Raw genomic sequence first — 23,827 nt, 5'->3', positions numbered from 1 at the left:
CCAGGCCGAAGCCGCCGCGCCGCCTCACCCATTTGTCAGAACAACTGACATCGACCATGATGTCAGGATGACGCGACCCGCAGACGCCCCGATCGGCTATTTCCTGACTCGGGCCATGCTGACGACCCGGACCCATGTGAGCGCCAAGCTCCGTCCGCTCGGCCTCACCCTGCCGCAATACATCTGTATGCAGATGCTGCGCCAGAATCCGGGGATGTCCAACGCGGAGCTCGCCAGGGAATCATTCGTGACCAGGCAGGCGATGAACACCGTGCTGCACGACCTCGAGAAGGCAGACCTCGTGGCGCGCCCCGCGACCGCCGCAGCGGGGCGGACCCTCCCCGCCCGACTGACCAAGCGCGGCGAAGCGCTCCTCGAAGAGGCGTTGCCTGAGGTCTGGGCCGCCGAGGACGAAATCCTCGGCGCGTTGAGCAAGGAGGAGCGCCACGAGCTCAAGCGGCTGCTCTCCGCCGCCATCGACCCCTGCCCCCAAACGGACGTGTGAGCGAGGCCGGAGCGGCCGCTACTTGAGCCCGACGGCTCCGCCGTTGCCACTGGTGCCGCTGTTGCCCAAGGAGGCGATGAGCCGGTCCACCCGCTCGTCCACAGCTTTGAACGGGTCCTTGCACAGCACCGTGCGCTGCGCCTGGTCGTTGAGCTTCAGATGCACCCAGTCCACGGTGAAATCCCGACCGGCCTCGGTCGCGGCGGTGATGAAATCGCCGCGCAACCGCGCCCGCGTGGTCTGCGGCGCGACGTCTTTGGCCGACTCGATCTCGTCCTCGTCCACGATCGTGGACACCAGCCCGCGCTTGCGCAGGATGTCGAACACCCCGCGCCCGCGCTTGATGTCGTGGTAGGCGAGGTCGAGCTGCGCGATCTTCGGGTGGGTGAGGTCGAAGCCGTACTTCTCCTCGTAGCGCTGGAACAGCTTGCGCTTGATGATCCAGTCGATCTCGGTGTCCACCTTGGCGAAGTCCTGGGACTCCACCGCGTCGAGCACCCGGCCCCAGAGGTCCACCACGGACGAGAGCTCGGTGGACGGCTCGGTCGAGGCCAGGTACTCCACCGCCTTGCCGTGGTACTCGCGCTGGATCTCCAACGCGGACGCGTGCCTGCCGCCGACCAGGCGCACCTGGCGGCTGCCGGTCGTGTCGTGGCTGACTTCCCGGATCGCGCGGATCGGGTTGTCGAGCGCGTAGTCCCGGAACGCGACCCCCGCCTCGATCATCTCCAAGATCAGCGCGGTGGAGCCGACCTTGAGCAAGGTCGTCGGCTCGGCCATGTTCGAGTCGCCGACGATGACGTGCAGGCGCCGGTAGAGCTCCGCGTCGGCGTGCGGCTCGTCGCGGGTGTTGATGATCGGACGCGACCGAGTCGTCGCCGAGGAGACGCCCTCCCAGATGTGCTCGGCCCGCTGCGAGAGGCAGTACCTCGCCTCTTTCGGCGTGGAGAGCACCTTGCCCGCGCCGCAGATCAGCTGCCGGGTCACCAGGAACGGCAGGAGCACGTCGGAGACGCGGGAGAACTCGCCCGCCCGCACCACGAGGTAGTTCTCGTGGCAGCCGTAGGAGTTGCCGGTCGAGTCGGTGTTGTTCTTGAACAGGTACACGTCGCCGCCGATGCCCTCTTCCGCGAGGGAGGCCTCCGCTTCGAGCAGCAGGCCCTCGAGGATCCGCTCCCCGGCCCGGTCGTGGGCGACGAGCTGGCGCAGGCTGTCGCATTCGGCGGTCGCGTACTCGGGGTGCGACCCGACGTCGAGGTACAGCCGGGAGCCGTTCGGCAGGAACACGTTCGAGCTGCGGCCCCAGCAGACCACTTTGCGGAACAGGTAGCGGGCCACCTCGTCCGGGCTGAGGCGCCGATGGCCCTTGAACATACAGGTGACCCCGTATTCGGTTTCAATGCCCATGATCCGGCGACGCATATGGTTAGTTTACCTACCTTTGGCAGAAAGCCGGATCACCCGGACGCGCAGGGCCGAGGCACGAGACCCGGAGTGTCCCGAGAAGCACCGTCGGCGACGCATATGGTTAGTTTACCTACCTTTGGCAGAAAGCCGGATCACCCGGACGCGCAGGGCCGAGGCACGAGACCCGGAGTGTCCCAAGAAGCACCGTCGGCGACGCATAAGGCCAGTTCACCCTTGCTGCTCTGGTTCCTGCTGCTCAGGTTCCTGCTGCTCGGGCTGCTCCGATGCTTCCGCCCGAGGCTCTGCCGCAGGCGGGAGCAACTCCGCCAACGCCGCCTGGCCCAACCGCCGGAACGCGCGTCGCGGACGAGCCCGCTCCAAGACCGCGACCTCGAAGTCCGCAGGCCCCAGCTCGCGCGGCTCGGGAGTCTTGCCGCTCCCCGCTCCCGTGCTCGGAGGGGGCTGGCGCAGCGCGTCCACCGCGACGCGCAAGGCCTCGCGCAGCTCGGAGTCCGGCACGTAGCTCTCCTTCAAGGCTGCGGAGATCGCGTCCGCGGTGCCGCCCATCACGATGAACTCGCGCTCGTCGTTGATCGACCCGTCGTAGCTGATCCGGTACAGCTGCGAGCGCCCCGTTGAGCCAGGGAAACCGACCTCCGCGACCGCCAGCTCCACCTCGAACGGCTTGGGCTGGTCGGTGAACGCGCCCGCGAGCGCCTGGGCGTAGGCGTTCGCCAGGGAACGCCCGGTCACATCGCGGCGGTCGAACTGGTAGCCCTGCGTGTCGGCCAGGCGGATGCCCGCCCGGCGCAGCTGCTCGAACTCGCTGTACTTCCCGACCGCCGCGAAGCCGATCCGGTCGTAGAGCTCGGAGATCTTGCGCAGCGTCGAAGACGGGTTCTCCGCGACCAGCAGCACGCCGCCCGCGTATGCGAGCACGATGACGGAGCGGCCCCGCCCGATGCCTTTGCGGGCGAGCTCCGCCCGGTCCCGCATGATCTGTTCTGCGGGAGCATAAAAAGGAAACGTCACTGCTCAATCCTCCCGCAGTTCCGAAAGCTGTGTTGTGCCTCCATGCCGGCGGGCGCGGGAGCATAAAAAGGAAACGTCACTGCTCAATCCTCCCGCAGTTCCGAAAGCTGTGTTGTGCCTCCATGCCGGCGGGCGCGGGAGCATAAAAAGGAAACGTCACGCCTGGCCCCTCCTCGCCTCGAGCACCGCTTCTGCGATCTCCTCGATCTCGGCCTCCGGCACCTCTTCGCCGCCCGAAGCCTCGACCCGGATCGCAGTCGGCCATATCCGTGTCACGAAGTTCGGCCCGGCAGTCGCCGAGTCCGACTCGCCCGCGTCGGCCAGTGCCTCCACGGCGGCGCGCAGCGCCGTGGCGCGATCGGCCTGCGGGTTGTGCAGCCGTTTGAGCGTGGAGCGGGCGAAAAGCCCGCCGGAGCCGATGGCGTGGTAGCCGGACTTCTCCTCGAAACGCCCGCCAGCGGCGTCGTAGGACACGATCCGGCCCTTCGCCTCTGGGTCGTCCGGGTCGAGGCCGACCAGCAACGGCACTGCGGCGAGGCCCTGCATCGCCGCCTCCAGATTCCCCCGCACCATCGAGGCCAGCCGGTTCGCCTTGCCGGAGAACGTGAGGGCAATGCCCTCGACCTTCTCGTAGTGCTCCAACTCCACCGCGAACAGCCGCACCAGCTCGAAAGCGATGGCGACCGTCCCCGCGATGCCCGTCGCGCTGTAGTCGTCGGTGAGGTACACCTTCTGCATCTCGTCGTGCGAGATCAAATTGCCCGACGTGGCCCTGCGGTCGCCTGCGATCAGCACGCCGTCCGCATAAGTGAGCGCGACGATGGTCGTCCCGTGCGGCAGGCTGCCCGTTCCGGCCACCGGCAACTCCATGCCCCGGTCCTCGCGGAACGGGAGCAAATGCGGGGCGTTGGCCCGCAAATGCTCGGTGAACGACGAGGAGAGCTGCGGCTGGGAGAACACGGGGAAGGCTCCGGGCTCAGGAAGTCGCCTGCTCACTGCCCGCCCTTTTGCACGTAGGCGCGGACGAAGTCTTCGGCATTTTCCTCAAGCACGCCGTCGATGTCGTCAAGGAGGTCGTCGGTGTCCTCGATCGCCTTCTCCAGGCGCTCCTGGCCGCCGCCCGAGCCCGACTGGGCGAGCTCGTCGTCCTCGTCGCCGCCACCGGTGCGAGTCACATGCTCCTGGGCCATTGCCGCCTCCTAGGTGTTTTGTGTTGTGCTGACCTCAACACTAGCGAAGATTCCTGTGCGTCGCGCCATGGCCTCGCCGGATCCGTGCCAGATAAGGCCTCTGTTATCGTGTCGCAGGAAGGGGGAGCGCTGCGTCGCATGGCCGCCGCAGCAGTCGTCGCGATTCTGGCGAACGGCCTGGCGGCAAGCATTGCCCAAGCCGATCCCCTGCCCTGCTGCCCGCCGGTCGACATGTCCGGCGCGCACCGGCCCGAGCTTGTGGCAAGCGATCGCGTCCCCCCCGCCGAATGGACGAAGCGGCCGCAGTCCGGACAAAGCCGCCTGAACGACCCCGTCAGCTGGTGAGCTTGTCCACCAGCTCGGCGGCGGACTGCACCGAGTCCAACAGCTCGCCGACATGGGCCTTGCTGCCGCGCAGCGGCTCCAAGGTCGGGATGCGGACCAGCGACTCGGCTCCGATGTCGAAGATCACCGAGTCCCAGCTCGCCGCCGCGACCTGCGGGCCGAATTTGCGCAGGCATTCGCCGCGGAAGTACGCCCTCGTGTTCGTCGGCGGGTTGCGCATCGCGGCCAACACATCCGCCTCGCTCACCAGACGGCGCATCGAGCCGCGAGAGACGAGCCGGTTGTACAGGCCTTTGTCCAGGCGGACGTCGGAGTACTGCAGGTCGACGAGCTGGAGCCGGGGCGAAGCCCACGCGAGCCCCTCGCGCTCTTTGAACCCTTCGAGCAGCCGCAGCTTCGCGGGCCAGTCCAGCCGGTCGGCGCACAGCATGGGGTCGCGTTCGAGGAGGTCCAAGACTTCGGCCCAGACTTTGACCACGTCGTCGGCGCGCTCGTCCGGCTCCCCGTGCCGCTCGCGGAAGGCGACGATCCGGTCGAGGTACGCCCGCTGCAGCGCGAGGCCGGTGAGCTCGCGCCCGTCTGCCAGCGCCACGACGGCACGGAGGGACGGGTCGCGGCTGATCGTCCGCACCGCTTGCACCGGCCGGTGCAGTTTGAGGTCGGAGAAGTCGACGCCCGCCTCGATCAGGTCCAGCACGAGCGCGGTCGTGCCGACCTTGAGGTACGTGGCGGTCTCGGCGAGGTTCGCGTCGCCGATGATGACGTGCAGGCGGCGGTACTTGTCCGCGTCCGCGTGCGGCTCGTCGCGGGTGTTGATGATCCCGCGCTTGAGCGTGGTCTCAAGGCCCACCTCGACCTCGATGTAGTCCGAGCGCTGGGCGAGCTGGAAACCGGCCTCGTCGCCGTTCTGGCCGAGCCCCACCCGGCCCAGCCCGCAGATCACTTGGCGCGAGACGAAGAACGGGGTGAGCCCGTCCACGATGGCGGCGAAGGGGGTGCTGCGGCTCATGAGGTAGTTCTCGTGGCTGCCGTAGGAGGCGCCCTTGCCGTCGACGTTGTTCTTGTACAGCCGCAGGACCGGCGCGCCGGGCACGCTCGCGACATGCCGGGCGGCGGTCTCCATGACGCGCTCCCCGGCCTTGTCCCACAGCACGATGTCGAGCGGGTCGGTCACTTCCGGCGTGGAGTACTCGGGGTGGGCGTGGTCGACGTAGAGCCGCGCGCCGTTGGTGAGGATCATGTTCGCGGCCCCGACTTCTTCTTCGTCGAAGATCGGCAGCACGGACGTGGGCCTGCCGAGGTCGAAGCCTCTGGCGTCGCGCAACGGAGATTCGACCTCGTAGTCCCAGCGGGGACGGCGCGAGGGCAGCCCCTCAGCGGCCGCGTAGGCGAGGACCGCCTGCGTCGAGGTCGCGATGGGGTTGGTATTGGGGTCGTTCGGCGCCGAAATTCCGTATTCGATCTCGGTACCCATGATGCGACGCACGAGGCCCCACTCTACCTGCTCGGCGTCAGGCGGGCGGGGGCGGCGCGCAAAAAGTCGAGGCTTCCTGGACTGCCTTGTCGTATCCGCCGAGGTAGACCTGGACGACGGCGGAGTCCTTGCGCGTCGAGAGAGACTTCAGCAGGTAATCGACGCCGTAGCCGTAGTTGTCGAGCAGCGTGCGCAGCTGCGGCGTCGCGCTCGCCGCGCCTGCCGCTGCCGTCGCCTTCCCCCTCGCCAACGAGAGGCCGCCCTCCGCGATGTCCACGGCGTGCGCGACGGCTGAGTCGTCGTAGTTCCACGCGGCGCCCGGCGGCAAAGCCCGCAGCGGGCCGAGCGTGCCCCCGACGGCGCCGACGGCCTCTTGGAACAGGCTGCAGGAATCCGCCCACGGCTCGGCGGGAGCCTGCGGCGCGGGCGGGGCGGGCGGGTCATCCGGGGCGGGCTCCGCCGCCGCGGGGACCGCGCAGGCCATCGCGAAACCGGCGGCCGCGACCAAGGCAGTCCGCCATGCAGCACCGTGTCCAGCCACCAGGTATCTCCGTTCACTCGCACAACTGGGGAGTTGCTGTGAGTATCGTCCAAAAACCTCCATTTCGACGGCGGACACCCCGGTGAGTCCGTATTCTTGATGTTTGTCTGAGGAGGACATCGAAGCAGTCGAGCGACGGAAGAGAGACACGGCAATGTGGAAGCAATGGAGGCTCCTCCTCGCGCTCCCGCTTGCTTGCGCCGTGCCTGCCGCGCCTGCTTCCGCGGACACCGAGGCCGCCTGCGCCGCGTTCTCACAAGCGACCGCTCTGGTCAACACCGACCTCGTCCCCTTCCTCGGCTTCGCCCGCAAAGAGGGGTGGAGCTACGAGGACTCCGGCATGTCCGACGCGATCCAAAAGGCGTCGTCCGGCCTCTCCCAGGCGGGCCGGGACGTGGAGAACAAACTCGCCGACGCCGAGCCGGGGCCCGCGCAGAACGCGCTCCGCCACTACAGCACCACGGCCAAGGACCTCGGCCTGAAAATCTCGCGCAAGGCCGCCTTCGCCGAGTTGATCGCGACTGTCGACGCCTACAACGCGGCGGTGCACACCGCGAACGGGGCCTGCGGCCTCGGCATCGGCGGCTGACCGGCTCGGATCAGCCCGCCGCGACTCCCGCCTCGGCCTGCTGCTGGGAGGTCACCAACTGGTGCACGAAGGCCAGCTTGTCGAGCACCTTCGGCGCGAGGACGAACGGGTACAAGTCCGTGTGCCCCATCGAGCGGTTGATCATGTTGAGCGACCAGACCAGGGGCAGCCACTCGTCGACGAGCTGGTCGAAGCCGACCCGGCCCGGCCGCGCCTTGTCGAGCGTGACCCCGGCCGGGGCGAACCCGAACGCCGCCGCGGTGTCCAGGGTGTCGCGGATGTGCAGGTAGTGCGCGAACGTCTCGGCCCAGTCCTCGGCCGGGTGCATCGTCGCGTAGGAGGAGACGAACTCGTCCTCCCAGCCCGACGGGGCGCCCTCGTTGTAATGCCGGTCGAGCGCCGCCTGGTAGTCCAGGTCGGGGTCGCCGAACAGCTTCTCGAAATCGAGCCGGTGCTCCCCCGCCCCCACGAGGACCGAGAAGTAGTAGTGGCCGATCTCGTGGCGGAAGTGGCCGAGGAGGGTCCGGTACGGCTCCGCGAGCTCGACGCGCATCTGCTCGCGGTGCACGTCGTCGCCCTCGGCGAGATCGAGGGTGATCACTCCGTTCGCGTGGCCGGTGAGCACCTTCTGCGTCCGGCTGGACAGGAGGTCGAAGGCCAGGCCGGACTCTGTGTCCACCTCCCGGCTCACAATCGGCAGCCCCAGCGCGGAGAGCTCCACGATCAGCCTGCGCTTGGAGTCCTCAGCCTCGGCGAAGGCCTCCAACGCCTCGGTGTCGTCGTCGCTCGGGCGGGTGCGCGTCAACGCGCACGACTCGCACAGGCCGTCCTCGTCGTCCACCGCGACGAGCCAGTTGCACCTGGCGAGGTGCAGGTTGGCGCAGAGCTTGTAATCACGCGCGTCGACGGTGATGCCGTCGTTGTTGTCGCCCTGGGTGAGGACCACGAGGTCTCGCCGGGGGAACAGGAAGCCGAGCTGGCTCTCGCACCCCAAACAGAGGGAGTTCTCGAAAGAGAGACGTTGGCCGCATTTCGAACATGCAAAGTCGCGCACACGACCAGACTAGCCACATCGCAAACGTGAGGACAAACCACCAGTTCCGGGGAACTGGCTATAGACGAGGCTGCCGCGCCGGGCTAGAACTGGACGTATGCGACTCCCCCTCACCATCGTCGAAGCGTTCGCCGACCGCCCGTTCGGCGGCAATCCGGCCGCTGTCGTCGAGCTGTCCGAATGGCTCCCGGACGAGCTGCTCGGAAAGATCGCCGCCGCCAACGCCCAGCCGATGACCGGCTATTTCACAGCGATACCGGACCAGGACAGAGCCGACGCGCGACCGGCCGGGGCCCCCGCCTACCACCTGCGCTGGTTCAACCCCGGCGGGACAGAGGCTCCCGGATGCGGCCACGCCACGTTCGGGGCGGGAGCGCTCCTTCTCGAAGAGCGCCACGCAGGCGTGGACCAGGTCGAGTTCCGGACGAAAGCCGGATGGCTGTCCGTGTCCCGTGCCGAAGAGGGACGCGTCGCGCTGCGCTTCCCCTCCGCCCCGCTCGCTCCCGCGCCCAGGAACGCCGATGTGGAGCGCGCGCTCGGCTTCGCCGCGCTCGAGACCTATGGCGACGAGCTCCGCCGCGTGCACCTCGTGCTCGAAAGCCCAGCCCAGGTGGCCGAGGTGCGCCCAGATTTCGCCGGGCTCCTCGCGACCGGCCTGTTCGGGGCGTCCGTCTCCGCGCCCGCAGAGGACGGCGCGGGGTTCGTGCTGCGTTTCTTCCACCCGATCGGGGGCATCCCGGAAGACCCTGTCACCGGCTCCGTCACCTCGGCCCTGGTCCCGTATTGGGCGAAACGGCTCGGCAGAGACCAGCTCGAAGTCCGTCAGCTCTCCGAGCGCGGCGGCGCGTTGACCGCCGCCGTCGACGGGGACCATGCGGTGCTCGCCGGGAACTACCGGCGCTATCTCGACGGGTTCATCGAGGTCTAAGGCCCCGTCTGGACCCGGTGGCTAGATCCAGACGCCCTTGCCGACAGCGACAATCCCTTCGGCGCTCACGGTGAAACGTTCGCGCTCGCGCTCCAAGTCGACCCCGATCTGCTCCCCCGGGCCGACGACGACGTTCTTGTCGAGGATCGCGTTGCGGACCACCGCGCCTTCGCCGATCCGGACGCCGGGCATCAGGACGCTGCCCTCGACCGAGGCGCCGTCGCTCACCATGACGTTGCTGCTCACCACAGAGCCGCTCACGACGGCGGACGAGATGATGCTGCCCGCGCCGACCATCGACTCCAGCGCCATGCCGCCGTTGATGAACTTCGCGGGCGGCAGCGCGTCGTTGCCGCCGTTGATCGGCCAACGCCGGTTGTACAGGTTGAAGACGGGGTGCACCGACACCAGGTCCATGTGGGCTTGGTAGTAGGAGTCGAGCGTCCCCACGTCCCGCCAGTACCCGTGGTCGCGCTCGGAGGCCCCGGGGACGTGGTTCTCGGTGAAGTCGTACACCTGGGCCTCGCCCTGCGACACGAGCGCGGGAATGATGTTGCCGCCCATGTCGTGGTCGGAGCTGGGGTCTTCGGCGTCTGCCCGCAGCGCCTCGACAAGCGTCTTGGTCGTGAACACGTAGTTGCCCATGGACGCGTAGGCGTATTCCGGCGCGCCGGGGATGCCCGGCGGGTCCGAGGGCTTCTCCAGGAAGCTCGTGATCTTGCCCTCGCTGTCGGCTTCGATCACGCCGAAGGCCTTCGCCTCCAAACGCGGCACGCGGATGCCCGCGACGGTGACCCCGGCCTTGGACTCGATATGCCGGGCGACCATCTGCTCCGGGTCCATCCGGTACACGTGGTCGGCGCCGAAGACCACGATGTACTCCGGGTCTTCGTCGTAGACGAGGTTCAGCGACTGGAAGATCGCGTCCGCGCTGCCGGTGTACCAGCGCTTGCCGACACGTTGCTGCGCGGGCACCGGGGTGATGTACTCGCCGGAGATGCCGGAGAGCCGCCAGTTCTGCGAGATGTGCCGGTCCAACGAGTGCGATTTGTACTGTGTGAGCACGCAGATCTTCAAAAATCCCGCGTTGACCAGGTTCGACAGGACGAAATCGATCAGCCGGTACGCTCCGCCGAACGGAACAGCGGGTTTCGCCCTGTCCGCCGTGAGCGGGTAGAGGCGCTTGCCTTCGCCGCCTGCGAGCACAATGCCGAGCACATGGGGTTGAGTCCTCACAAGTTCAACCTACCTCCTCGAACCTTTTTTGGGGAGACGAGTGCCAGAAGACTCGTTGTGGGATTCCTGTGCCGCGCAGACTCCCCCCAGATCGGCTCGCATCCCGCGAAAAACGCGGCTGAAAACGTGGCCGGCATGCACGTGGCGACGCTGACGCGAGGCCCGGAGCGCAGGGCGAGGAACGAGGCCGGAGCGACCAGACCAGCACTGCCCTGGCGCTCTCGCGGCAACTCCCCCAGATCGGCTCGCGTCCCGACGAAAACGCGGTGCTAACGTGGCCGGTATGCACGTGGCGATGCTGACGCGAGAGTACCCACCAGAGGTGTACGGCGGAGCTGGCGTGCACGTCACAGAATTGGTGGCCAACCTGCGCGAACTCTGCGAAGTCGACGTGCATTGTATCGGCGCGGCGCGGCCCGGCGCGATCGCGCACCAGCCGGACGAAGCCCTCGCGGGCGCCAACGCCGCGCTGCGGACCCTCTCCGCCGACCTGCGGATCACCGCTGCTGCGGTCGGGGTCGACGTGGTCCACTCGCACACCTGGTACGCCAATATCGCAGGCCATCTGGCAAGCCTTCTGCACGACGTGCCCCACGTGGTGACCTCGCACTCGCTTGAGCCCTTGCGCCCGTGGAAGGCCGAGCAGCTCGGCGGCGGCTACCGCGTCTCCAGCTGGGCAGAGGCGACGGCGCTGCCCTCGGCTGCCGCCGTCATCGCCGTGAGCCAGGCGATGGCCACCGACGTGCTCGCGACCTACCCGCTCATCGACCCGGCCCGCGTGCACGTTGTGCGCAACGGGATCGATGTGAGCGCCTGGTACAGCGACCCGAACGCCGAGGCCGCAGTCGAGGAGCTGGGGCTGGACCCCGAGCGTCCGATTGTCGCCTTCGTCGGGCGGATCACCCATCAGAAAGGGTTGAACCACCTCATCGCGGCAGCCCATCGTTTTGTGCCCGAAGCCCAGCTCCTCTTGTGCGCGGGCGCGCCGGACACCCCGGAGATCGCCGCCCAGACCCGCGCCGCCGTCGCCGAGCTCGAAGCCGCGCGGCACGGCGTCCGCTGGGTGCAAGACATGCTCTCTGCCGAGAAGATCCGCCAGCTCGTCTCGGCTGCTGCCGTGTTCGTCTGCCCCTCCATCTACGAGCCGCTCGGCATCGTCAACCTTGAGGCGATGGCGACCTCGACCGCCGTGGTCGCCTCGGCGGTCGGCGGCATTCCCGAGGTCGTCGAGCACGGCGAGACAGGCTTGCTCGTCCCGTACGAGGCGGCCGACCCGAAAGGCTTCGAGCACGGGCTCGCCGACGCGGTGAACGCTTTGGTCACCGACGCGGGCCTCGCCACGCGGATGGGCCTCGCAGGACGGGCCAGAGCGGTGCGCGAGTTCTCCTGGACCAAGGTGGCGGCGGACACCCTGAAGATCTACGAGCACGTGGCTCGCTAGTCCAGTCGCTCGCCGCCTGGGACTACTTTTTGACCGCTCCAAGCGGGACGCCCGCCAGGGCTTCGGAAAGCGCGGTCGCTTCTTCCACGGAAAGCTCCACCACAAGACGACCCCCACCGTCCACCGGCATCCGCAAAATGATCCCGCGTCCCTCTTTCGCTACTTCGAGCGGGCCGTCACCGGTACGTGGCTTGAGTGCCGCCATCGGTTCCTCCAAATCACGCCAGCGCCGCCTAGCGCTGTCGACAAGGCTATTAACTCGTGAACAAATGCTTCACTATTCTCCCACGCTAAGCCACCCAGCAGGAAACCAGGTGGTCGTCCACCATGCCAGTGGCCTGCATCATCGCGTAGCACGTCGTCGGCCCGCAGAAAGAAAAACCGCGTCTACGCAGCTCTTTTGCCATAGCTGTGGACTCCGGGGTCTGCGCTGGGACGTCTTCGAGCCGAACCGGGCGCGGCCTCGGCCCGGGGGCGAAGGACCAGAGCAAGCTCGCGAACTCGTCCTCGCCGATGTCCTGCACCAAATTGGCGGCTTTGATCGCGGCGAGGATCTTGGGGCGGCTGCGGATGATGCCAGCGTCGGCCATGAGGCGCTCCACGTCCTGGTCGTCGAAAGCGGCGACGGCAGACGGGTCGAAGCCTGCGAACGCGGCGCGGAACGCCTCTCGCTTGCGCAAGACGGTGATCCAGGAGAGCCCGGCCTGGAAGGCCTCAAGGCAAAACCGCTCGTACAGGCCGTTGCCGCTCCTGACCGCTTTGCCCCACTCCTCGTCGTGGTACCGCACGTAGAGCTCGCGGACGGCCAGGTCCTTTGGCGACTCCGCCCACGCGCATCGTTTCCCAGGCGCCAGACGGGGATCTCCTGCGTTGTCGGACCCTCGTGTACCCACACCGCCTCCGTACACGTCGGATCCTTCCGCCTTGGATCTCCTCCGTCTGGCATCCTGGGAAATATCCACCGCATCACTCATCTGCGGTTTCCAGTTCCTCTTGCCGAGCAGGCTCGAACTCGCCTGCCTTGGCCCGAAGCGAGTCCAGCTCCTCGGCCAGCCTCGCGAGGGCCCAGTCCACCTCGCGCATGTCGTACCCGCGCAGCCGCACTTGGAACTTGAGCGCGCGGACGTCCGCGCCGCTCGCTCCGTATTCCGGGAGTTTGGTCGGGCTCGCCTGCTTCGGCAGCGGCCCGAGCTCCTCGCCCCGGCCGAAGACGAAGATCGAGAGCCCGAACAGCCCGGCTCCCACGAGAACCGCGACCAGCATGTATTCGAGGACTAGTACCACACAGCAATGATGTCACGACGCCCTGACAAAAGCGTCAGGACTTCGCCGGGAGCACCTCGTCCATCGGCGGATGCCCCTCGAGCCGCAGCTGGCGCGACACGAGCTCCAGGCCCGACGGGCCGGGCTGCGCCACCAAGAGCGGCTCCTGCGAATCGGCCATCCCGCTTCGGGTCAGCATGGTGTGGATGATCTGCCTGCTCATCGCCGCGAGCTCGGTCAGCGGCTGGTTGCGGTGCGCGCGAGAGCCGAGGTTCACCTGCGCCAGCCCCTGCGCGCCGAACCGGTCGTACACGTCGAGGACCATGCCGATCTCCACGCCGTAGCCGGGGGCGAACTCCAAGGAGCGCAGCGTCGCGGTCCGCGCCGCGTACTCCCCAGCCAGCGGTTGGAGGAGCGTGCGCAGGCCGGGGCGCAGCGCCGCGAGCATCGGACGGGCCACCAGCTCGGTGACCCTGCCGCCGCCGGAGGGGTCGACGCTGCCGAGCGGCCTGCGGTAGTAGCCCTTGACCAGGTGGACGGAGCTCTCGGTCAGCAGCGGCCCCAGGAGCTTCGAGGCGAACGTCGGGTCCGGATCGATGAGGTCGGTGTCGATGAAGACCACGAAATCGCTGTCCACCACGCCGAGCGAGCGCCATAGTGCCTCGCCCTTCCCTCCTGCCAAGGGCACGCCCGGCAACGCCTCGACAGTGCTGACCACTCGGGTGCCCGCCGCCCTTGCCGCCGCGACCGTCTCGTCCTCGGAGCCGCCGTCGACCACGAGCACGTCGTCCAAGAGCTTCCCGCGCAGCCAGTCGAGGCTCGCGATCACATGGCCGACAGTCTCTTCCTCGTTGAGGGCGGGCAGCACGGCCGCCACGCGCCGTCCGCCTTTCGCGGCGACCAGCTCGTCGAGGCTCCAGTCCGGGTCGGCGTAGGTCGGCACGGTTTCGCGCTGTTCGGTCTCATCGGCCATGCTGGCACCTTCCTTCGTGGAATATCGGCACTGTCAAAGAGCGGGGGCCGCCAAATACCGGGCCAGCACATCGGCCACCTCGCGGATCTGGCTCTCCGGCGCCCATTCCTCCCTGGTGTGGGCGAGATTCGGATCGCCAGGCCCGAAGTTCACCGCGGGGATCCCGAGCGCGGCGAACCGCGACACGTCCGTCCAGCCGTATTTGGCGCGGAATTTGCCCGAGGCTGCCGCGACGAGCTCCGCCGCCGCAGGTTGCGCGAGGCCGGGGAGCGCCCCGGGCGCCGAGTCGACCACCTCGAACCGGGTCTGCGGCAGATGCTCGAAGAGCCCCCGCACATACGCGACGGCCTCGTCGGCCCCACGGTCGGGGGCGAAGCGGAAGTTCACCTCGACCCAGGCCTCGTCGGGGATGACGTTGCCCGCCACCCCGCCGCCGATCCGGGTCGCGGACAAACCCTCCCGGTAGCGGCAGCCGTCGATGTCCACCTCGCGCGCCCGATGCTCGGAGAGGACCGCGAGGATCGGGGAAAGCCGGTGGATCGCGTCGTCGCCCAGCCAGGACCGCGCGGAGTGCGCCCGCCTGCCCGAGGTGGTCAGCCGCGCCCGCAATGTGCCCTGGCAGCCCGCCTCGATGAGCCCGGCGGTCGGCTCGCCCAAGATCGCGACGTCGGCTTCCAGCCAGTCCGGCACGTCCCTGGCCAGATGGCCGAGGCCGTTGAGGTCGGAGGCGACCTCCTCGTTGTCGTAGAAGATCAGGGTGAGGTCGGGGCCGAGGTCCGAGACTGTGGCCGCGAGGTGGAGGAAGACGGCGCAGCCCGACTTCATGTCCACCGAGCCGAGGCCCGCGAGCGAAGGCCCGTGCTCCGGGTCGACGAACCGCCTGGCGGGCAGGTTCCCAGCCGCCGGCACGGTGTCCAGATGGCCCGCGAGCAGCACCCGCCGCGCACGGCCCGCGTTGGTCCTCGCCAGCACGCAGTTGCCCCGCCGGACGACCTCGAAGCCCGTCGTCTGCTCGCGCAGCGCCGCTTCGACGGCGTCGGCGAGAACGGCCTCCTGGCCCGACTCGCTCGGCACGTCGATCAACGCCTGAGCGAGTTCCACCGGGTCCGAATGCAGCCGCAACGCCATCGTCACAGACTAGCCGCACCCGTCGCCGCCCGCGACGTGTGCGGGCCATGCCCCGTGCCCGGCGGCGGGTAGACTCCTGGCCCATGAGCGATACCCCGAGCACATACCGCCAGATCGGAGCAAGCGGCGTGGGCCTCGCCACGCTCACCTCGTCCGGCACGGTGTTGGACGTCTGGTTCCCGGAGCCGCAGCTCGGCGAGTTCCAAGAGGGCGAGACCTTTGCCATCGAAGGTCCGCCCGCGTCCGACGCGCTCCTCGCCCTCGCCGGCCCCGACCCCGAGCGCGACGTCGTGACGTCCGTCGTCCGGACCCGGATCGCGAGCCTCGCGGAGCCGCCCGCCGACGCCTACGACGTGTACCTGCGGCTGCATTTGCTCAGCCACCGCCTCGTCCGCCCGCACGAGGCGAACCTCGCCGGGGTGTTCGGCCTCCTCTCAAACGTGGTGTGGACGAACCACGGCCCCTGCTCCCCCACTGATTTCGAGGCGACGCGGGTCCGGCTGCGCGGGCGCGGGCCGGTGCAGGTGCTCGGCGTGGACAAGTTCCCCCGGATGGTCGACTACGTCGTGCCGACCGGGGTCCGGATCGCCGACGCCGACCGGGTGCGGCTCGGCGCGCACCTGGCCGAGGGCACCACGGTCATGCACGAGGGTTTTGTGAACTTCAACGCGGGCACGCTCGGCGCGAGCATGGTGGAGGGCCGGATCTCCGCGGGCGTTGTGATCGACGACGGCTCCGACGTCGGCGGCGGCGCCTCGATCATGGGCACCCTCTCCGGCGGCGGGAAAGAGACCATCTCCGTCGGCAAGCGCAGCCTCATCGGCGCGAACGCGGGCATCGGGATCAGCCTCGGGGACGACTCGGTCGTCGAGGCAGGCCTCTACATCACGGCGGGCACGAAGGTGACCACCCCCGAGGGCGAGGTCGTCGCGGCCCGCGCGCTCTCCGGCGTCTCGAACCTCCTGTGGCGGCGCAACTCCATCACCGGAGCCATCGAGGTCCTGCCCCGCTCGGGCAGCGGCATCACGCTCAACGCGGTGCTGCACTCGAACAACCCGTAGGCCCCGCCAGGCCGCCCTCCTCTCATCGGCCAGATGTCTTGCCTGGTCCACTTCGGCTCGACCGCTCCCGACATGACCGTTCCCGACATTCAGTTAGTGCCCTATTTAATAGGACACTAACTATTATGGTACGATCTATCGCATGAGCACATCAGCTGTCGAAGATCCCCTGGCCCTGGAGCGGCAGGTCTGCTTCGCGCTCGCCATTGCGAACCGGGCGATCCTCTCCGTCTACCGGCCCATCCTGGCCCCGCTGGGCCTCACCCACCCCCAGTACCTCGTCATGCTCGCGCTGTGGGGCGAGTCTCCGCAGTCGGTGAAAGAGCTCGGCGAAGCGCTGCAACTCGACTCCGCGACGATCTCCCCCCTGCTCAAGCGCCTCGAGGCGGCGGGGCTCGTCACCCGCACCCGCAACGCGGACGACGAGCGCCAGCTCGACATCGAGCTCACCGCCGAGGGCATCGCGCTGCGCGAGCAGGCGCTCGGCGTCCCCGGGCAAGTGGTGGAACGGCTGGACTCGGACTGGGAAGAGCTCGGCGAGCTCCACCACGTCCTCACGAAAATCAATCAGAAAGCGATCAAGGCAGGAGCGCTGCAGGCATGAGCACGGAGCACAACGGCACGGGAAGCACGGAGAAGAACCGGCCCAACCTCTTCCAATGGATCGGCTACGCCTACGGGCGAAAGCTTCCCGACTCGATGCGCGCCTGGGTCGAGAACGACCTCACCGGCGATTGGGCCGCGCCGAGGCACCTGTGGCGCAACATGGTCCCGTTCTTCCCGATCTTCGCCCTGATCCTCTGGCTCGTGCCGGGGCAGCTCTGGCTGCGCGGCGCGATGGTGCTGCTCATGGCTATCCTCGCGCTGGTCTACTCCGGCGCGTACATGAAGCAGAACCGAGTGTCCCGGCTCGTCAAGCACAGCTTGCCCGCCGACTTGGAGAACCCGAAGAAGGTCCTCGCCCGCGAGGAGTCCCGCGCCCGCTACCTGGAGATCTACGGGGTCCACCCCGAAGCCGAGCAGCCTTAGGCGATCTCGCCGAGCGCCTCGTCCAGGGCCGTGATCCCGAGCTGCAGCTCCGCCTCGCTCGCGGTGAGCGGCGGGGCGACGTGGATCCGGTTGGCGGGCGCGAACGCCCACACGCCACGGGACTTGAGGCCCGCGACCACGCCCGCGACCTTGTCGACGGGGAGCGGCTGGCGGGTCGCCCGGTCCGAGACGAGCTCCACGGCCCAGAAGAATCCGCGCCCGCGCACCTCGCCGACGACCTGGTGCTTGTCGGCCAGCGCGCGAAGGCCCGCGCCGAGCAGGTTCTCGCCCACCTCGCGCGCCTTCAGCAGGAGCTGCTCCTCCTCGAACACCTCGATGGACGCGACGCCCGCCGCGCAGGCGAGCGGGTGCCCGGCGTAGGTGAGCCCGCCGGGGTACGCGACGTCGTCGAAGTGCGAGGCCACCCGGTCGGAGATGACCACGCCGCCGAGCGGGACGTAGCCGGAGTTCACGCCCTTCGCGAACGTGATGAGGTCGGGCTCCGCGCCGAAGGCGCCGTGGGAGGCGAACCACTCCCCGACCCGGCCGAAGCCGACCATGACCTCGTCCGCGATGAAGACGATCCCGTGCTTGCGGCACAGCTCAGCGACGCCCGCGAGGTAGCCGGGCGGCGGGACGAGGACGCCGGGCGAGCCCGTCACCGGCTCCAGGAGCACAGCGGCGATCGTCTGCGGGCCCTCAAGCTCGATCACCTGCGCCAAATGCGCCAGGGCGCGCTCGGACTCCTCCGCCTCGGTCGTCGCGTTGAAGGCCGAGCGGTACAGGTAGGGGCCGAAGAAGCGGCTGACATTGACGCCGGTCGGCTCGTTCGCCCAACGCCGAGGCTCGCCGGTCAGGCCGATAGTCTGCCCGCCCGCGCCGTGGTAGGAGCGGTACGCCGCGAGGATCTTGTCCCGCCCGGTGAACCGGCGCGCGATCCGGATCGCGTGCTCGTTGGCCTCCTGGCCGCCGGTGGTGAAGAAGACTTTGCTCGCCGGGTCCGGGGCGCGCTCGGCGATGAGCCGGGCGAGCGTCGCCGTGGCCTCGTTCGCGAACGCGGGCTGGATCGTCGGCAGCTTCTGCGCCTGCGCGATGATCGCGTCGACCACCTTCGGATGCGCGTGGCCGATGTTCAAGTTGATCAGCTGGGAGCTGTAGTCGAGGTAGCGGTTTCCCTCGAAGTCCCAGAACCACGAGCCCTCCCCGCCCGCGATCGGCAACGGGTTGATCTTCGCCTGCGCGCTCCAGGAGTGGAAGACGTGCGCCCGGTCGTCGGCGCGGACGCGCTCCCCGGTCTGGGTGTCGGCGGTCGGTGCTTGGGTCTGCGTCATCGGGTCCTGCTTCTCGAATTGGTGCGGTCTGCCGTCGATTCTATGCGCTCGTGTCACGGAGTCTGCTGGGCTCCGTCCGGGACGGGGTCGAGCAGCACGACTTCGCCGCCCTGGCACCGCGCCCGCGCGTAGCCCGTGCCGGAGGGCTTGAGGGCGAAACGCAGCCGAACGACGGCGGGGTCGTCCGGGTCGGCCTCGGCGTACAGGTTGTCGTAGGGCCGGTCGGTGGCCGGGCCGACGAACCTGCCTTTGTCGAAGAGCAGCACGCCGACGCCCCACAGCGTCTGCCCTTCGTGCTGCTCTCGGCGCGTCATCACCGCCTGGACGTCGGAGCAGGAGTACGGGTCCGCGATGTCGATCTGCCAGCGGCCGAGCTTCCCCGTGGTCGGCCAGCTCTGCTCCGCGGCCTGTTCGATCGCGCGCTCGGTCACGAGCGCGCCGCAGTGCTTTGCCCCGGGCGTGCGCGGCTCGGCCCGCGCGTCGGGGGCCAGCGGGGCGGCGGACTTGAGCGGGACGAGCTCGTCGCGGGCGACATGGAAGCCGAGGCTGCCCCGATAGCTCGCGCAGGTGAGCCCGCCCGCCTCGCCCAAGCACTCCACCTCGCCGAACCGGATGGTCGAGCCGGTCGGGAGCACTGCGCCGCCGGTGAGGACATGGACGTCGCCGTGCGCCGCCCCATAGGACAGCGCGCCGGGGGCCAGCTCGATCTCGGGGAGCCAGCCCGTCGCGCGCGGCGCGTTCGCGGGCCTCGGCGGCCTGGGGATGTCCGACTCTTTCAGCGCGCACGCCACAACCCGGATGTCGCCCGTGCACGAGATGTTCCCGTCCGCGCTGGAGAACGTGATGGACTGCGTGTCCTGCGTCTCGCCGGAGCCCTCCGGAGCCGTCCGGTAGCTGTGGTAGCCGCCGGAGTCCACCAGCACGCCCTGCGCCACCCTGCCCAACCGGTCCGCCGCGTCGGCGCTCGCCCGCACATCCAACGGCGCGACGTCCTGCGGCGCCCGCTCAGGCGCGGCGTACGGCGCGGCCACAGGCGGAATCTCCGGCCCGGCGGCAGCGGGCTGCCCGCTCGTTCCGCCAGGGCCCGAGACGACCGGCCTGGCACAGGACCCGAGGAGCGCGGCGGCGCAGCACACCGCCGCCGCCCATCCGGAATATCTCATGCCGCTATCCTTTCAGGCAGGCGTCAGCCCTGCCAGACGACGTGGAAAGTACCCTGAGGTAGAAGATACTCCTGAGACTTGCGCGCGTGCCCGGCGAGGCGGGCCCTGGACACGACACACCGACACGGCGACGAACGGAGCACCCCATGCCCGCACGGCTCGACTACTACCGATCTGCCCCGAGCGGCGTGAAAGCGCTGATGGGCGTGCACGCGTACGTGGCGCAGTCGGGACTGCCCGCCGAGCTGGTCGAGCTGGTGAACCTGCGGGTCTCGCTGATCAACGGCTGCGCCTACTGCCTCGACATGCACACCAGGGAGCTGCGCAAGCTCGGTGTCGCCGAAGAGAAGATCACGCTCGTCCCCGTCTGGGACGAGGTGGACGCGTTCTTCTCCGAGCGCGAGCGCGCGGCGCTCGCCTGGGCCGAAACGGTGACCCGTGTCGCCGAGACCCATGTGCCCGACGCGGCGTTCGCAGAAGTCTCGGCGCATTTCACTGAGAAGGAGATCGCCGACCTCACCGTCGCCATCGGTTTGATCAACGCCTGGAACCGCCTGGCGATCAGCTTCCGCGCCGTTCCGGAGTCGGCGGCGAAAGCGGACTAAAACCCTTGACCTGGAGGGCGCTCCAGGCTCTAGAGTGGCCGTATGCGCTTCGCCATCAAAACGTCCCCGCAGAACACCGCCTGGTCGGACATGCTCGCCGTCTGGCAAGCGGCCGACGACATCGAGCTCTTCGAGTCCGCCTGGAACTTCGACCACTTCTACCCCATCTTCTCCGACTCCACCGGGCCCTGCCTGGAGGGCTGGACGACCCTCGCCGCGCTCGCGCAGGCGACAAAGCGCCTGCGCGTCGGGGTGCTGGTGACCGGGATCCACTACCGCCACCCCGCCGTGCTCGCGAACATGGCCGTCGCCCTCGACATCATCTCGAACGGGCGCCTGGAGCTCGGCATCGGCGCGGGCTGGAACGAGGAGGAGTCCGGGGCCTACGGCATCGAGCTCGGCACGATCAAGGAGCGCTTCGAGCGCTTCGAGGAGGCCACGCAGATCCTCATCAGCCTCCTCACGAAGGAGACGACCACCTTCGACGGCAAGCACTACCAGCTCAACGAGGCCCGCAACGAGCCGAAGGGCGTGCAGCGCCCGCATCCGCCGATCGTCATCGGCGGGGGCGGCGAGAAGAAGACCCTGCGCTTCGTCGCCCAATACGCCCAGCACTGGAACGTGCCGACCGGGACTCCCGAAGACTTCACCCGCAAGCTCGGCATCCTGCGCGAGCACTGCGCGGATGTGGGGCGCGACCCCTCCGAGATCGTCACCTCCACCCATATCCGGCTCAGCGAGGACCACGACTACGCGAAAGCCGCCGCCGAGGCCGCCGAGTTCAAAGCGGCGGGGCTGGACCTGGCGATCGTCTACCTCCCGCCGCCGCACACTCCGGCCGTGCTCGAACCGCTCGCGGCGGCGCTGGCGCGAGTCAACGGCTGACCAGCCCTCAGGCAGACCCGTGCCCCATGCGCAGCGGCGAATGGGTGAATGATCACATTCTTCTGCCTCCCGTTCCTGGCTATGCTGTGTGGATGACCAGGAGGAGCGCCCGACCCGGCCGAAGAGGAGACCGAGTGTGAAGCGACCAAGCGACGAGCGCAGAAAAGCGCTGTTCGACGTCGAGGCCCGGCTCTCTTGGGTGCTCGCCGCCTTGGCCGGGCTGCTCGGCGCGGCGGCGTTCATCCACACCGAGGGCTACTTCGTCACCTTCATGACCGGCAACACCGAGCGCGCCGTGCTGAGCTACTTCCGAGGCCAAGGCATGTTCGGGCTCGCGGCGTTCCTCATCATCCTGTCGTTCCTCAGCGGCGTGGTCATCGCCTCGCTGTGCCGCAGGCATTTCTGGTCCGGGCACCCGCACGGCCCCACGATGCTCACCACCTTCGCGCTCATCTCGGCGGCGATCTTCGACGCGACCGTCGACCCGGACGCGAACGACATCGACTTGCTCACCATCCTCTTCGTCGCCTTCGGCATCGGCTCGCTGAACACCTCGTTCACCAAGAACGGCGAGGTGTCCGTGCCGCTGAGCTACGTCACGGGCACCTGGGTGAAGATGGGCCAGGGCATCGAGCGCCACATCAGCGGCGGCGACTACGCCGACTGGCTTGGCTACTTCCTCTTGCTCGTGTCCTTCGCGACCGGAGCCCTCGCAGGCGGGCTGCTCAGCACCATCGAGACCGGATGGAGCATGCTCACGACAGCGGCGGCGGTCTGCCTGATCGCGAGCGTGTACACCTTCCTGCACGAGCGGTCCAATCCCCCCGACGCGGCGGAGGCCGCGGCCGCCTGACGGCCTGTGGGACCGGGCCGTCTACGCCCTCCCCAACATGCGGTCGGCGGTGTCGGCCAAGATGTCGACCAGCTCCGCGAACCGCCGCTCGGGATCGCCGAGGAATTCCGCGCCCGCGCGCCGGACCAGCTCGGCTCCGTCGCCGATCCGCTCGTCGCGCCGCCGCAGCGAGTAGCGGTCGTCGGGCGCCTGGCTGACCGCCTGCTCCTCGACGCAAAAACCGACGGTGAAGCAGTACACCAGCCAGAGCGCCCGCGCGACGGCGGCGACGTCGTGGCCCCGGTCCACGAAACTCGCCAGCGGGGCCTCTTGCGCCCGCAGCACCTCGGCGTCGGTGAGATAGGTGCCCGCGAAGACCCGCGCGCCGTCGCGGTGCGACAGCATGGTCCGCCGCAAGGCCTCCGCGTAGATCCGGAAGCCGTCCCGCACGAGCGTGTCGGGGTCGAGCGCGCCGAGCCGGGCCCAGAGCCGCCGCCAGAGCTCGGTGGCCATCTCGTCGAGCAGCTGCTGTTTGTCGCGCACATGCCAGTACAGCGAGGGCGCCTTGACGTCGAGCTTGGCCGCGACCGCCCGAACCGTCAAACCGTCCAGCCCGTCTTCGTCGAGCACGCCGAAGGCCGCCTGGACGATCTTCTCCATGTTGAGGTCTCGGGCCACCTTGAAAATCTAACATGTGTAGATTACTATCTAATCTACACATGTTAGATTCCATCTCGGAACGCGGCGCACGAGTGGCGCCCGAGATGGCACAAGACGACATCGGGCCGTCGGGGAACCGGCGCCCTGCGAGGAGGCCAGTATGAAAGCAGCAGTCGTCCAGACCCCGGACAGCGCCCCCGAGTACACCGACTTCCCCGATCCGGCGCCCCGCCAAGGGCAGCGGGTCGTCGAGCTGGTCGCCGCCGGAGTCCACCAACTGGTGCTGGCCAGAGCCGCCGGGAAACACTACAGCAGCGAAGGCGTCTATCCACTGGTCCCCGGAGTCGACGCCGTCGGGCGCGCCGAGGACGGCACGCTTGTGTACACGGGCTTCTCCGCCGCGCCCTACGGCACCCTCGCCGAACTGATCGCAGCGCCGGAGAACGCCGTCGAGCTGCCGCAGGGCGCCGACCCGGTCCAAGTCGCAGCCGGGATCAACCCCGGCATCGCCTCGTGGATGCCGCTCATCGCGCGCGTCGACGAGACGCCGGAGCTCGGCACCGTCCTGATCCTCGGGGCCACCGGCATGGCGGGCCTGCTCGCGGTGCAGAACGCATTGGCGCTCGGCGCGAACCGGGTGGTCGCGGTCGGGCGCAACGAGGCGCAGCTCGCCCACGCGGCAGAGCTGGGCGCGGCTTCGACTGTCCGCCTGTCGGGCGAGGCCGAGACGGACTCCCGGGCCATCGCCGACGCGCTCGGCGGAACGAGCCCGTCCACGGTGCTCGACTTCGTCTGGGGCCCGCCCGCCGAGGCCGCCCTGGCCGTCTTCCAAGGCCACGGGCTCGCCTCGCACGGGGCGGACATCTCCTTCGTCCAGATCGGCTCGCTCGCCGGCGCGACGGCAGCGGTGCCCGCGCAGGTGCTGCGCAGCACGAACATCCGGTTGCGCGGCAGCGGGTTCGGGTCGTTCTCCTTCGAGGAGTTCGCCCGCCAGATCCCCCGCTACATCGAGCGCATCGCCACCGGCGCGGTGCGAGTGCCGTACCGGCTCTTCCCCCTCGCTGAGATCGGCGAGGCGTGGGAGGCCGCCAAGGGCGGCGGCGACCGAGTGGTGGTCGTGCCCCGCTAGAACCTCGTGGCGGCGGCCAAGGCCCG

28 protein-coding genes are annotated in these 23,827 nt (G+C 68.8%); 12 read left to right on the top strand and 16 right to left on the bottom strand.

Annotated features, from left to right (window positions below; translation table 11 throughout):
- The first annotated feature begins 67 nt into the window (after positions 1-67).
- Positions 68-505 carry a MarR family winged helix-turn-helix transcriptional regulator gene (locus ACRC20_RS01670; RefSeq protein WP_438684582.1) on the top strand — a complete coding sequence of 146 codons (438 nt, stop codon included), beginning with the start codon at positions 68-70 and terminating at the stop codon, positions 503-505.
- Between the two features lie 18 nt (positions 506-523).
- Here the strand turns inward: ACRC20_RS01670 and pafA are convergent, their stop codons facing one another.
- The 4 genes from pafA to ACRC20_RS01650 form a co-directional block, all read right to left on the bottom strand.
- Complete coding sequence (pafA, locus tag ACRC20_RS01665) at positions 524-1,927, bottom strand: Pup--protein ligase (protein ID WP_438684581.1); 1,404 nt, start codon at positions 1,925-1,927, stop codon at positions 524-526.
- Between the two features lie 213 nt (positions 1,928-2,140).
- Positions 2,141-2,944, bottom strand: a complete 804-nt coding sequence (prcA, locus tag ACRC20_RS01660) for a proteasome subunit alpha (RefSeq protein ID WP_438684580.1) — start codon at positions 2,942-2,944, stop codon at positions 2,141-2,143.
- A gap of 156 nt (positions 2,945-3,100) precedes the next feature.
- Positions 3,101-3,940, bottom strand: a complete 840-nt coding sequence (gene prcB / locus ACRC20_RS01655) for a proteasome subunit beta (protein WP_438684579.1) — start codon at positions 3,938-3,940, stop codon at positions 3,101-3,103.
- Positions 3,937-4,134, bottom strand: coding sequence for a ubiquitin-like protein Pup (locus ACRC20_RS01650; RefSeq protein WP_438684578.1), 198 nt, complete (start codon positions 4,132-4,134; stop codon positions 3,937-3,939). The genes prcB and ACRC20_RS01650 overlap by 4 nt, the downstream gene beginning before the upstream one ends.
- 108 nt (positions 4,135-4,242) lie before the next feature.
- Between ACRC20_RS01650 and ACRC20_RS01645 the strand changes: the two genes are divergently transcribed.
- A complete protein-coding gene (locus tag ACRC20_RS01645; protein ID WP_438684577.1) occupies positions 4,243-4,479 on the top strand; it encodes a hypothetical protein in 237 nt (78 codons plus the stop codon).
- Here the strand turns inward: ACRC20_RS01645 and dop are convergent.
- Both dop and ACRC20_RS01635 read right to left on the bottom strand, forming a co-directional pair.
- Entirely contained in the window at positions 4,469-5,965 is a 1,497-nt protein-coding gene (gene dop / locus ACRC20_RS01640; protein WP_438684576.1) for a depupylase/deamidase Dop, read from the bottom strand. The genes ACRC20_RS01645 and dop overlap by 11 nt on opposite strands.
- 25 nt (positions 5,966-5,990) lie before the next feature.
- Positions 5,991-6,494, bottom strand: a complete 504-nt coding sequence (locus tag ACRC20_RS01635) for a hypothetical protein (protein WP_438684575.1) — start codon at positions 6,492-6,494, stop codon at positions 5,991-5,993.
- A 154-nt stretch (positions 6,495-6,648) separates the two neighbouring features.
- On the opposite strand from ACRC20_RS01635, the gene ACRC20_RS01630 reads away from it, so the two are divergent.
- Complete coding sequence (locus ACRC20_RS01630; RefSeq protein ID WP_438684574.1) at positions 6,649-7,083, top strand: hypothetical protein; 435 nt, start codon at positions 6,649-6,651, stop codon at positions 7,081-7,083.
- 10 nt (positions 7,084-7,093) lie between these two features.
- On the opposite strand, the gene ACRC20_RS01625 is transcribed toward ACRC20_RS01630, so the two are convergent.
- Positions 7,094-8,137: a zinc-binding metallopeptidase family protein gene (locus tag ACRC20_RS01625; protein ID WP_438684573.1), complete on the bottom strand. Its 1,044-nt coding sequence runs from the start codon at positions 8,135-8,137 to the stop codon at positions 7,094-7,096.
- A gap of 97 nt (positions 8,138-8,234) precedes the next feature.
- Between ACRC20_RS01625 and ACRC20_RS01620 the strand changes: the two genes are divergently transcribed.
- Positions 8,235-9,065, top strand: coding sequence for a PhzF family phenazine biosynthesis protein (locus ACRC20_RS01620; RefSeq protein ID WP_438684572.1), 831 nt, complete (start codon positions 8,235-8,237; stop codon positions 9,063-9,065).
- A gap of 21 nt (positions 9,066-9,086) precedes the next feature.
- On the opposite strand, the gene glgC is transcribed toward ACRC20_RS01620, so the two are convergent.
- Positions 9,087-10,301: a glucose-1-phosphate adenylyltransferase gene (glgC, locus tag ACRC20_RS01615; protein ID WP_438684571.1), complete on the bottom strand. Its 1,215-nt coding sequence runs from the start codon at positions 10,299-10,301 to the stop codon at positions 9,087-9,089.
- Between the two features lie 283 nt (positions 10,302-10,584).
- On the opposite strand from glgC, the gene glgA reads away from it, so the two are divergent.
- Positions 10,585-11,742 (top strand): glycogen synthase, encoded by a 1,158-nt coding sequence (gene glgA, locus ACRC20_RS01610; RefSeq protein ID WP_438684570.1) that lies wholly within the window; start codon positions 10,585-10,587, stop codon positions 11,740-11,742.
- A 22-nt stretch (positions 11,743-11,764) separates the two neighbouring features.
- Here the strand turns inward: glgA and ACRC20_RS01605 are convergent, their stop codons facing one another.
- The 5 genes from ACRC20_RS01605 to dapE form a co-directional block, all read right to left on the bottom strand.
- Positions 11,765-11,947: a DUF3117 domain-containing protein gene (locus tag ACRC20_RS01605; protein ID WP_438684569.1), complete on the bottom strand. Its 183-nt coding sequence runs from the start codon at positions 11,945-11,947 to the stop codon at positions 11,765-11,767.
- An 85-nt stretch (positions 11,948-12,032) separates the two neighbouring features.
- Positions 12,033-12,635, bottom strand: a complete 603-nt coding sequence (locus ACRC20_RS01600) for a DNA-3-methyladenine glycosylase I (protein ID WP_438684568.1) — start codon at positions 12,633-12,635, stop codon at positions 12,033-12,035.
- A gap of 73 nt (positions 12,636-12,708) precedes the next feature.
- On the bottom strand, positions 12,709-13,026 hold the full coding sequence (locus ACRC20_RS01595) for a DivIVA domain-containing protein (RefSeq protein ID WP_438684567.1): 318 nt from the start codon (positions 13,024-13,026) through the stop codon (positions 12,709-12,711).
- Between the two features lie 34 nt (positions 13,027-13,060).
- Positions 13,061-13,978, bottom strand: a complete 918-nt coding sequence (locus ACRC20_RS01590) for a glucosyl-3-phosphoglycerate synthase (RefSeq protein ID WP_438684566.1) — start codon at positions 13,976-13,978, stop codon at positions 13,061-13,063.
- A gap of 33 nt (positions 13,979-14,011) precedes the next feature.
- Complete coding sequence (dapE, locus tag ACRC20_RS01585; protein ID WP_438684565.1) at positions 14,012-15,106, bottom strand: succinyl-diaminopimelate desuccinylase; 1,095 nt, start codon at positions 15,104-15,106, stop codon at positions 14,012-14,014.
- 83 nt (positions 15,107-15,189) lie between these two features.
- On the opposite strand from dapE, the gene dapD reads away from it, so the two are divergent.
- From dapD to ACRC20_RS01570, 3 genes are all read left to right on the top strand, one after another.
- A complete protein-coding gene (gene dapD / locus ACRC20_RS01580; RefSeq protein ID WP_438684564.1) occupies positions 15,190-16,167 on the top strand; it encodes a 2,3,4,5-tetrahydropyridine-2,6-dicarboxylate N-succinyltransferase in 978 nt (325 codons plus the stop codon).
- 142 nt (positions 16,168-16,309) lie between these two features.
- On the top strand, positions 16,310-16,771 hold the full coding sequence (locus ACRC20_RS01575; RefSeq protein WP_438684563.1) for a MarR family winged helix-turn-helix transcriptional regulator: 462 nt from the start codon (positions 16,310-16,312) through the stop codon (positions 16,769-16,771).
- A complete protein-coding gene (locus ACRC20_RS01570; RefSeq protein WP_438684562.1) occupies positions 16,768-17,196 on the top strand; it encodes a DUF5313 family protein in 429 nt (142 codons plus the stop codon). Before ACRC20_RS01575 ends, ACRC20_RS01570 begins: the two co-directional genes overlap by 4 nt.
- Here the strand turns inward: ACRC20_RS01570 and ACRC20_RS01565 are convergent.
- Positions 17,193-18,527: an aspartate aminotransferase family protein gene (locus ACRC20_RS01565; protein ID WP_438684561.1), complete on the bottom strand. Its 1,335-nt coding sequence runs from the start codon at positions 18,525-18,527 to the stop codon at positions 17,193-17,195. The two genes, ACRC20_RS01570 and ACRC20_RS01565, sit on opposite strands and share 4 nt — an antisense overlap.
- Positions 18,528-18,580: 53 nt before the next feature.
- On the bottom strand, positions 18,581-19,690 hold the full coding sequence (locus tag ACRC20_RS01560; RefSeq protein ID WP_438684560.1) for a hypothetical protein: 1,110 nt from the start codon (positions 19,688-19,690) through the stop codon (positions 18,581-18,583).
- A gap of 146 nt (positions 19,691-19,836) precedes the next feature.
- Here ACRC20_RS01560 and ACRC20_RS01555 point away from each other — a divergent pair, with 146 nt between their 5' ends.
- The 3 genes from ACRC20_RS01555 to ACRC20_RS01545 all read left to right on the top strand — a co-directional run bounded on the left by ACRC20_RS01555 (position 19,837) and on the right by ACRC20_RS01545 (position 22,033).
- Entirely contained in the window at positions 19,837-20,295 is a 459-nt protein-coding gene (locus ACRC20_RS01555; RefSeq protein WP_438684559.1) for a carboxymuconolactone decarboxylase family protein, read from the top strand.
- A gap of 42 nt (positions 20,296-20,337) precedes the next feature.
- Entirely contained in the window at positions 20,338-21,180 is an 843-nt protein-coding gene (locus ACRC20_RS01550) for an LLM class F420-dependent oxidoreductase (protein WP_438684558.1), read from the top strand.
- A gap of 136 nt (positions 21,181-21,316) precedes the next feature.
- Positions 21,317-22,033 carry a YoaK family protein gene (locus tag ACRC20_RS01545; protein ID WP_438684557.1) on the top strand — a complete coding sequence of 239 codons (717 nt, stop codon included), beginning with the start codon at positions 21,317-21,319 and terminating at the stop codon, positions 22,031-22,033.
- A 21-nt stretch (positions 22,034-22,054) separates the two neighbouring features.
- On the opposite strand, the gene ACRC20_RS01540 is transcribed toward ACRC20_RS01545, so the two are convergent.
- Positions 22,055-22,690, bottom strand: coding sequence for a TetR/AcrR family transcriptional regulator C-terminal domain-containing protein (locus tag ACRC20_RS01540; protein WP_438684556.1), 636 nt, complete (start codon positions 22,688-22,690; stop codon positions 22,055-22,057).
- Between the two features lie 142 nt (positions 22,691-22,832).
- Between ACRC20_RS01540 and ACRC20_RS01535 the strand changes: the two genes are divergently transcribed.
- Positions 22,833-23,801 carry a zinc-binding dehydrogenase gene (locus ACRC20_RS01535; protein ID WP_438684555.1) on the top strand — a complete coding sequence of 323 codons (969 nt, stop codon included), beginning with the start codon at positions 22,833-22,835 and terminating at the stop codon, positions 23,799-23,801.
- Positions 23,802-23,827: the final 26 nt, after the last annotated feature.

This window comes from Segniliparus sp. (assembly GCF_051660745.1).
Lineage (GTDB): Bacteria > Actinomycetota > Actinomycetes > Mycobacteriales > Mycobacteriaceae > Segniliparus.
The sequence above is the reverse complement of the archived record's forward strand: the minus strand, read 5'-3'. Positions and strand labels throughout refer to the sequence as shown.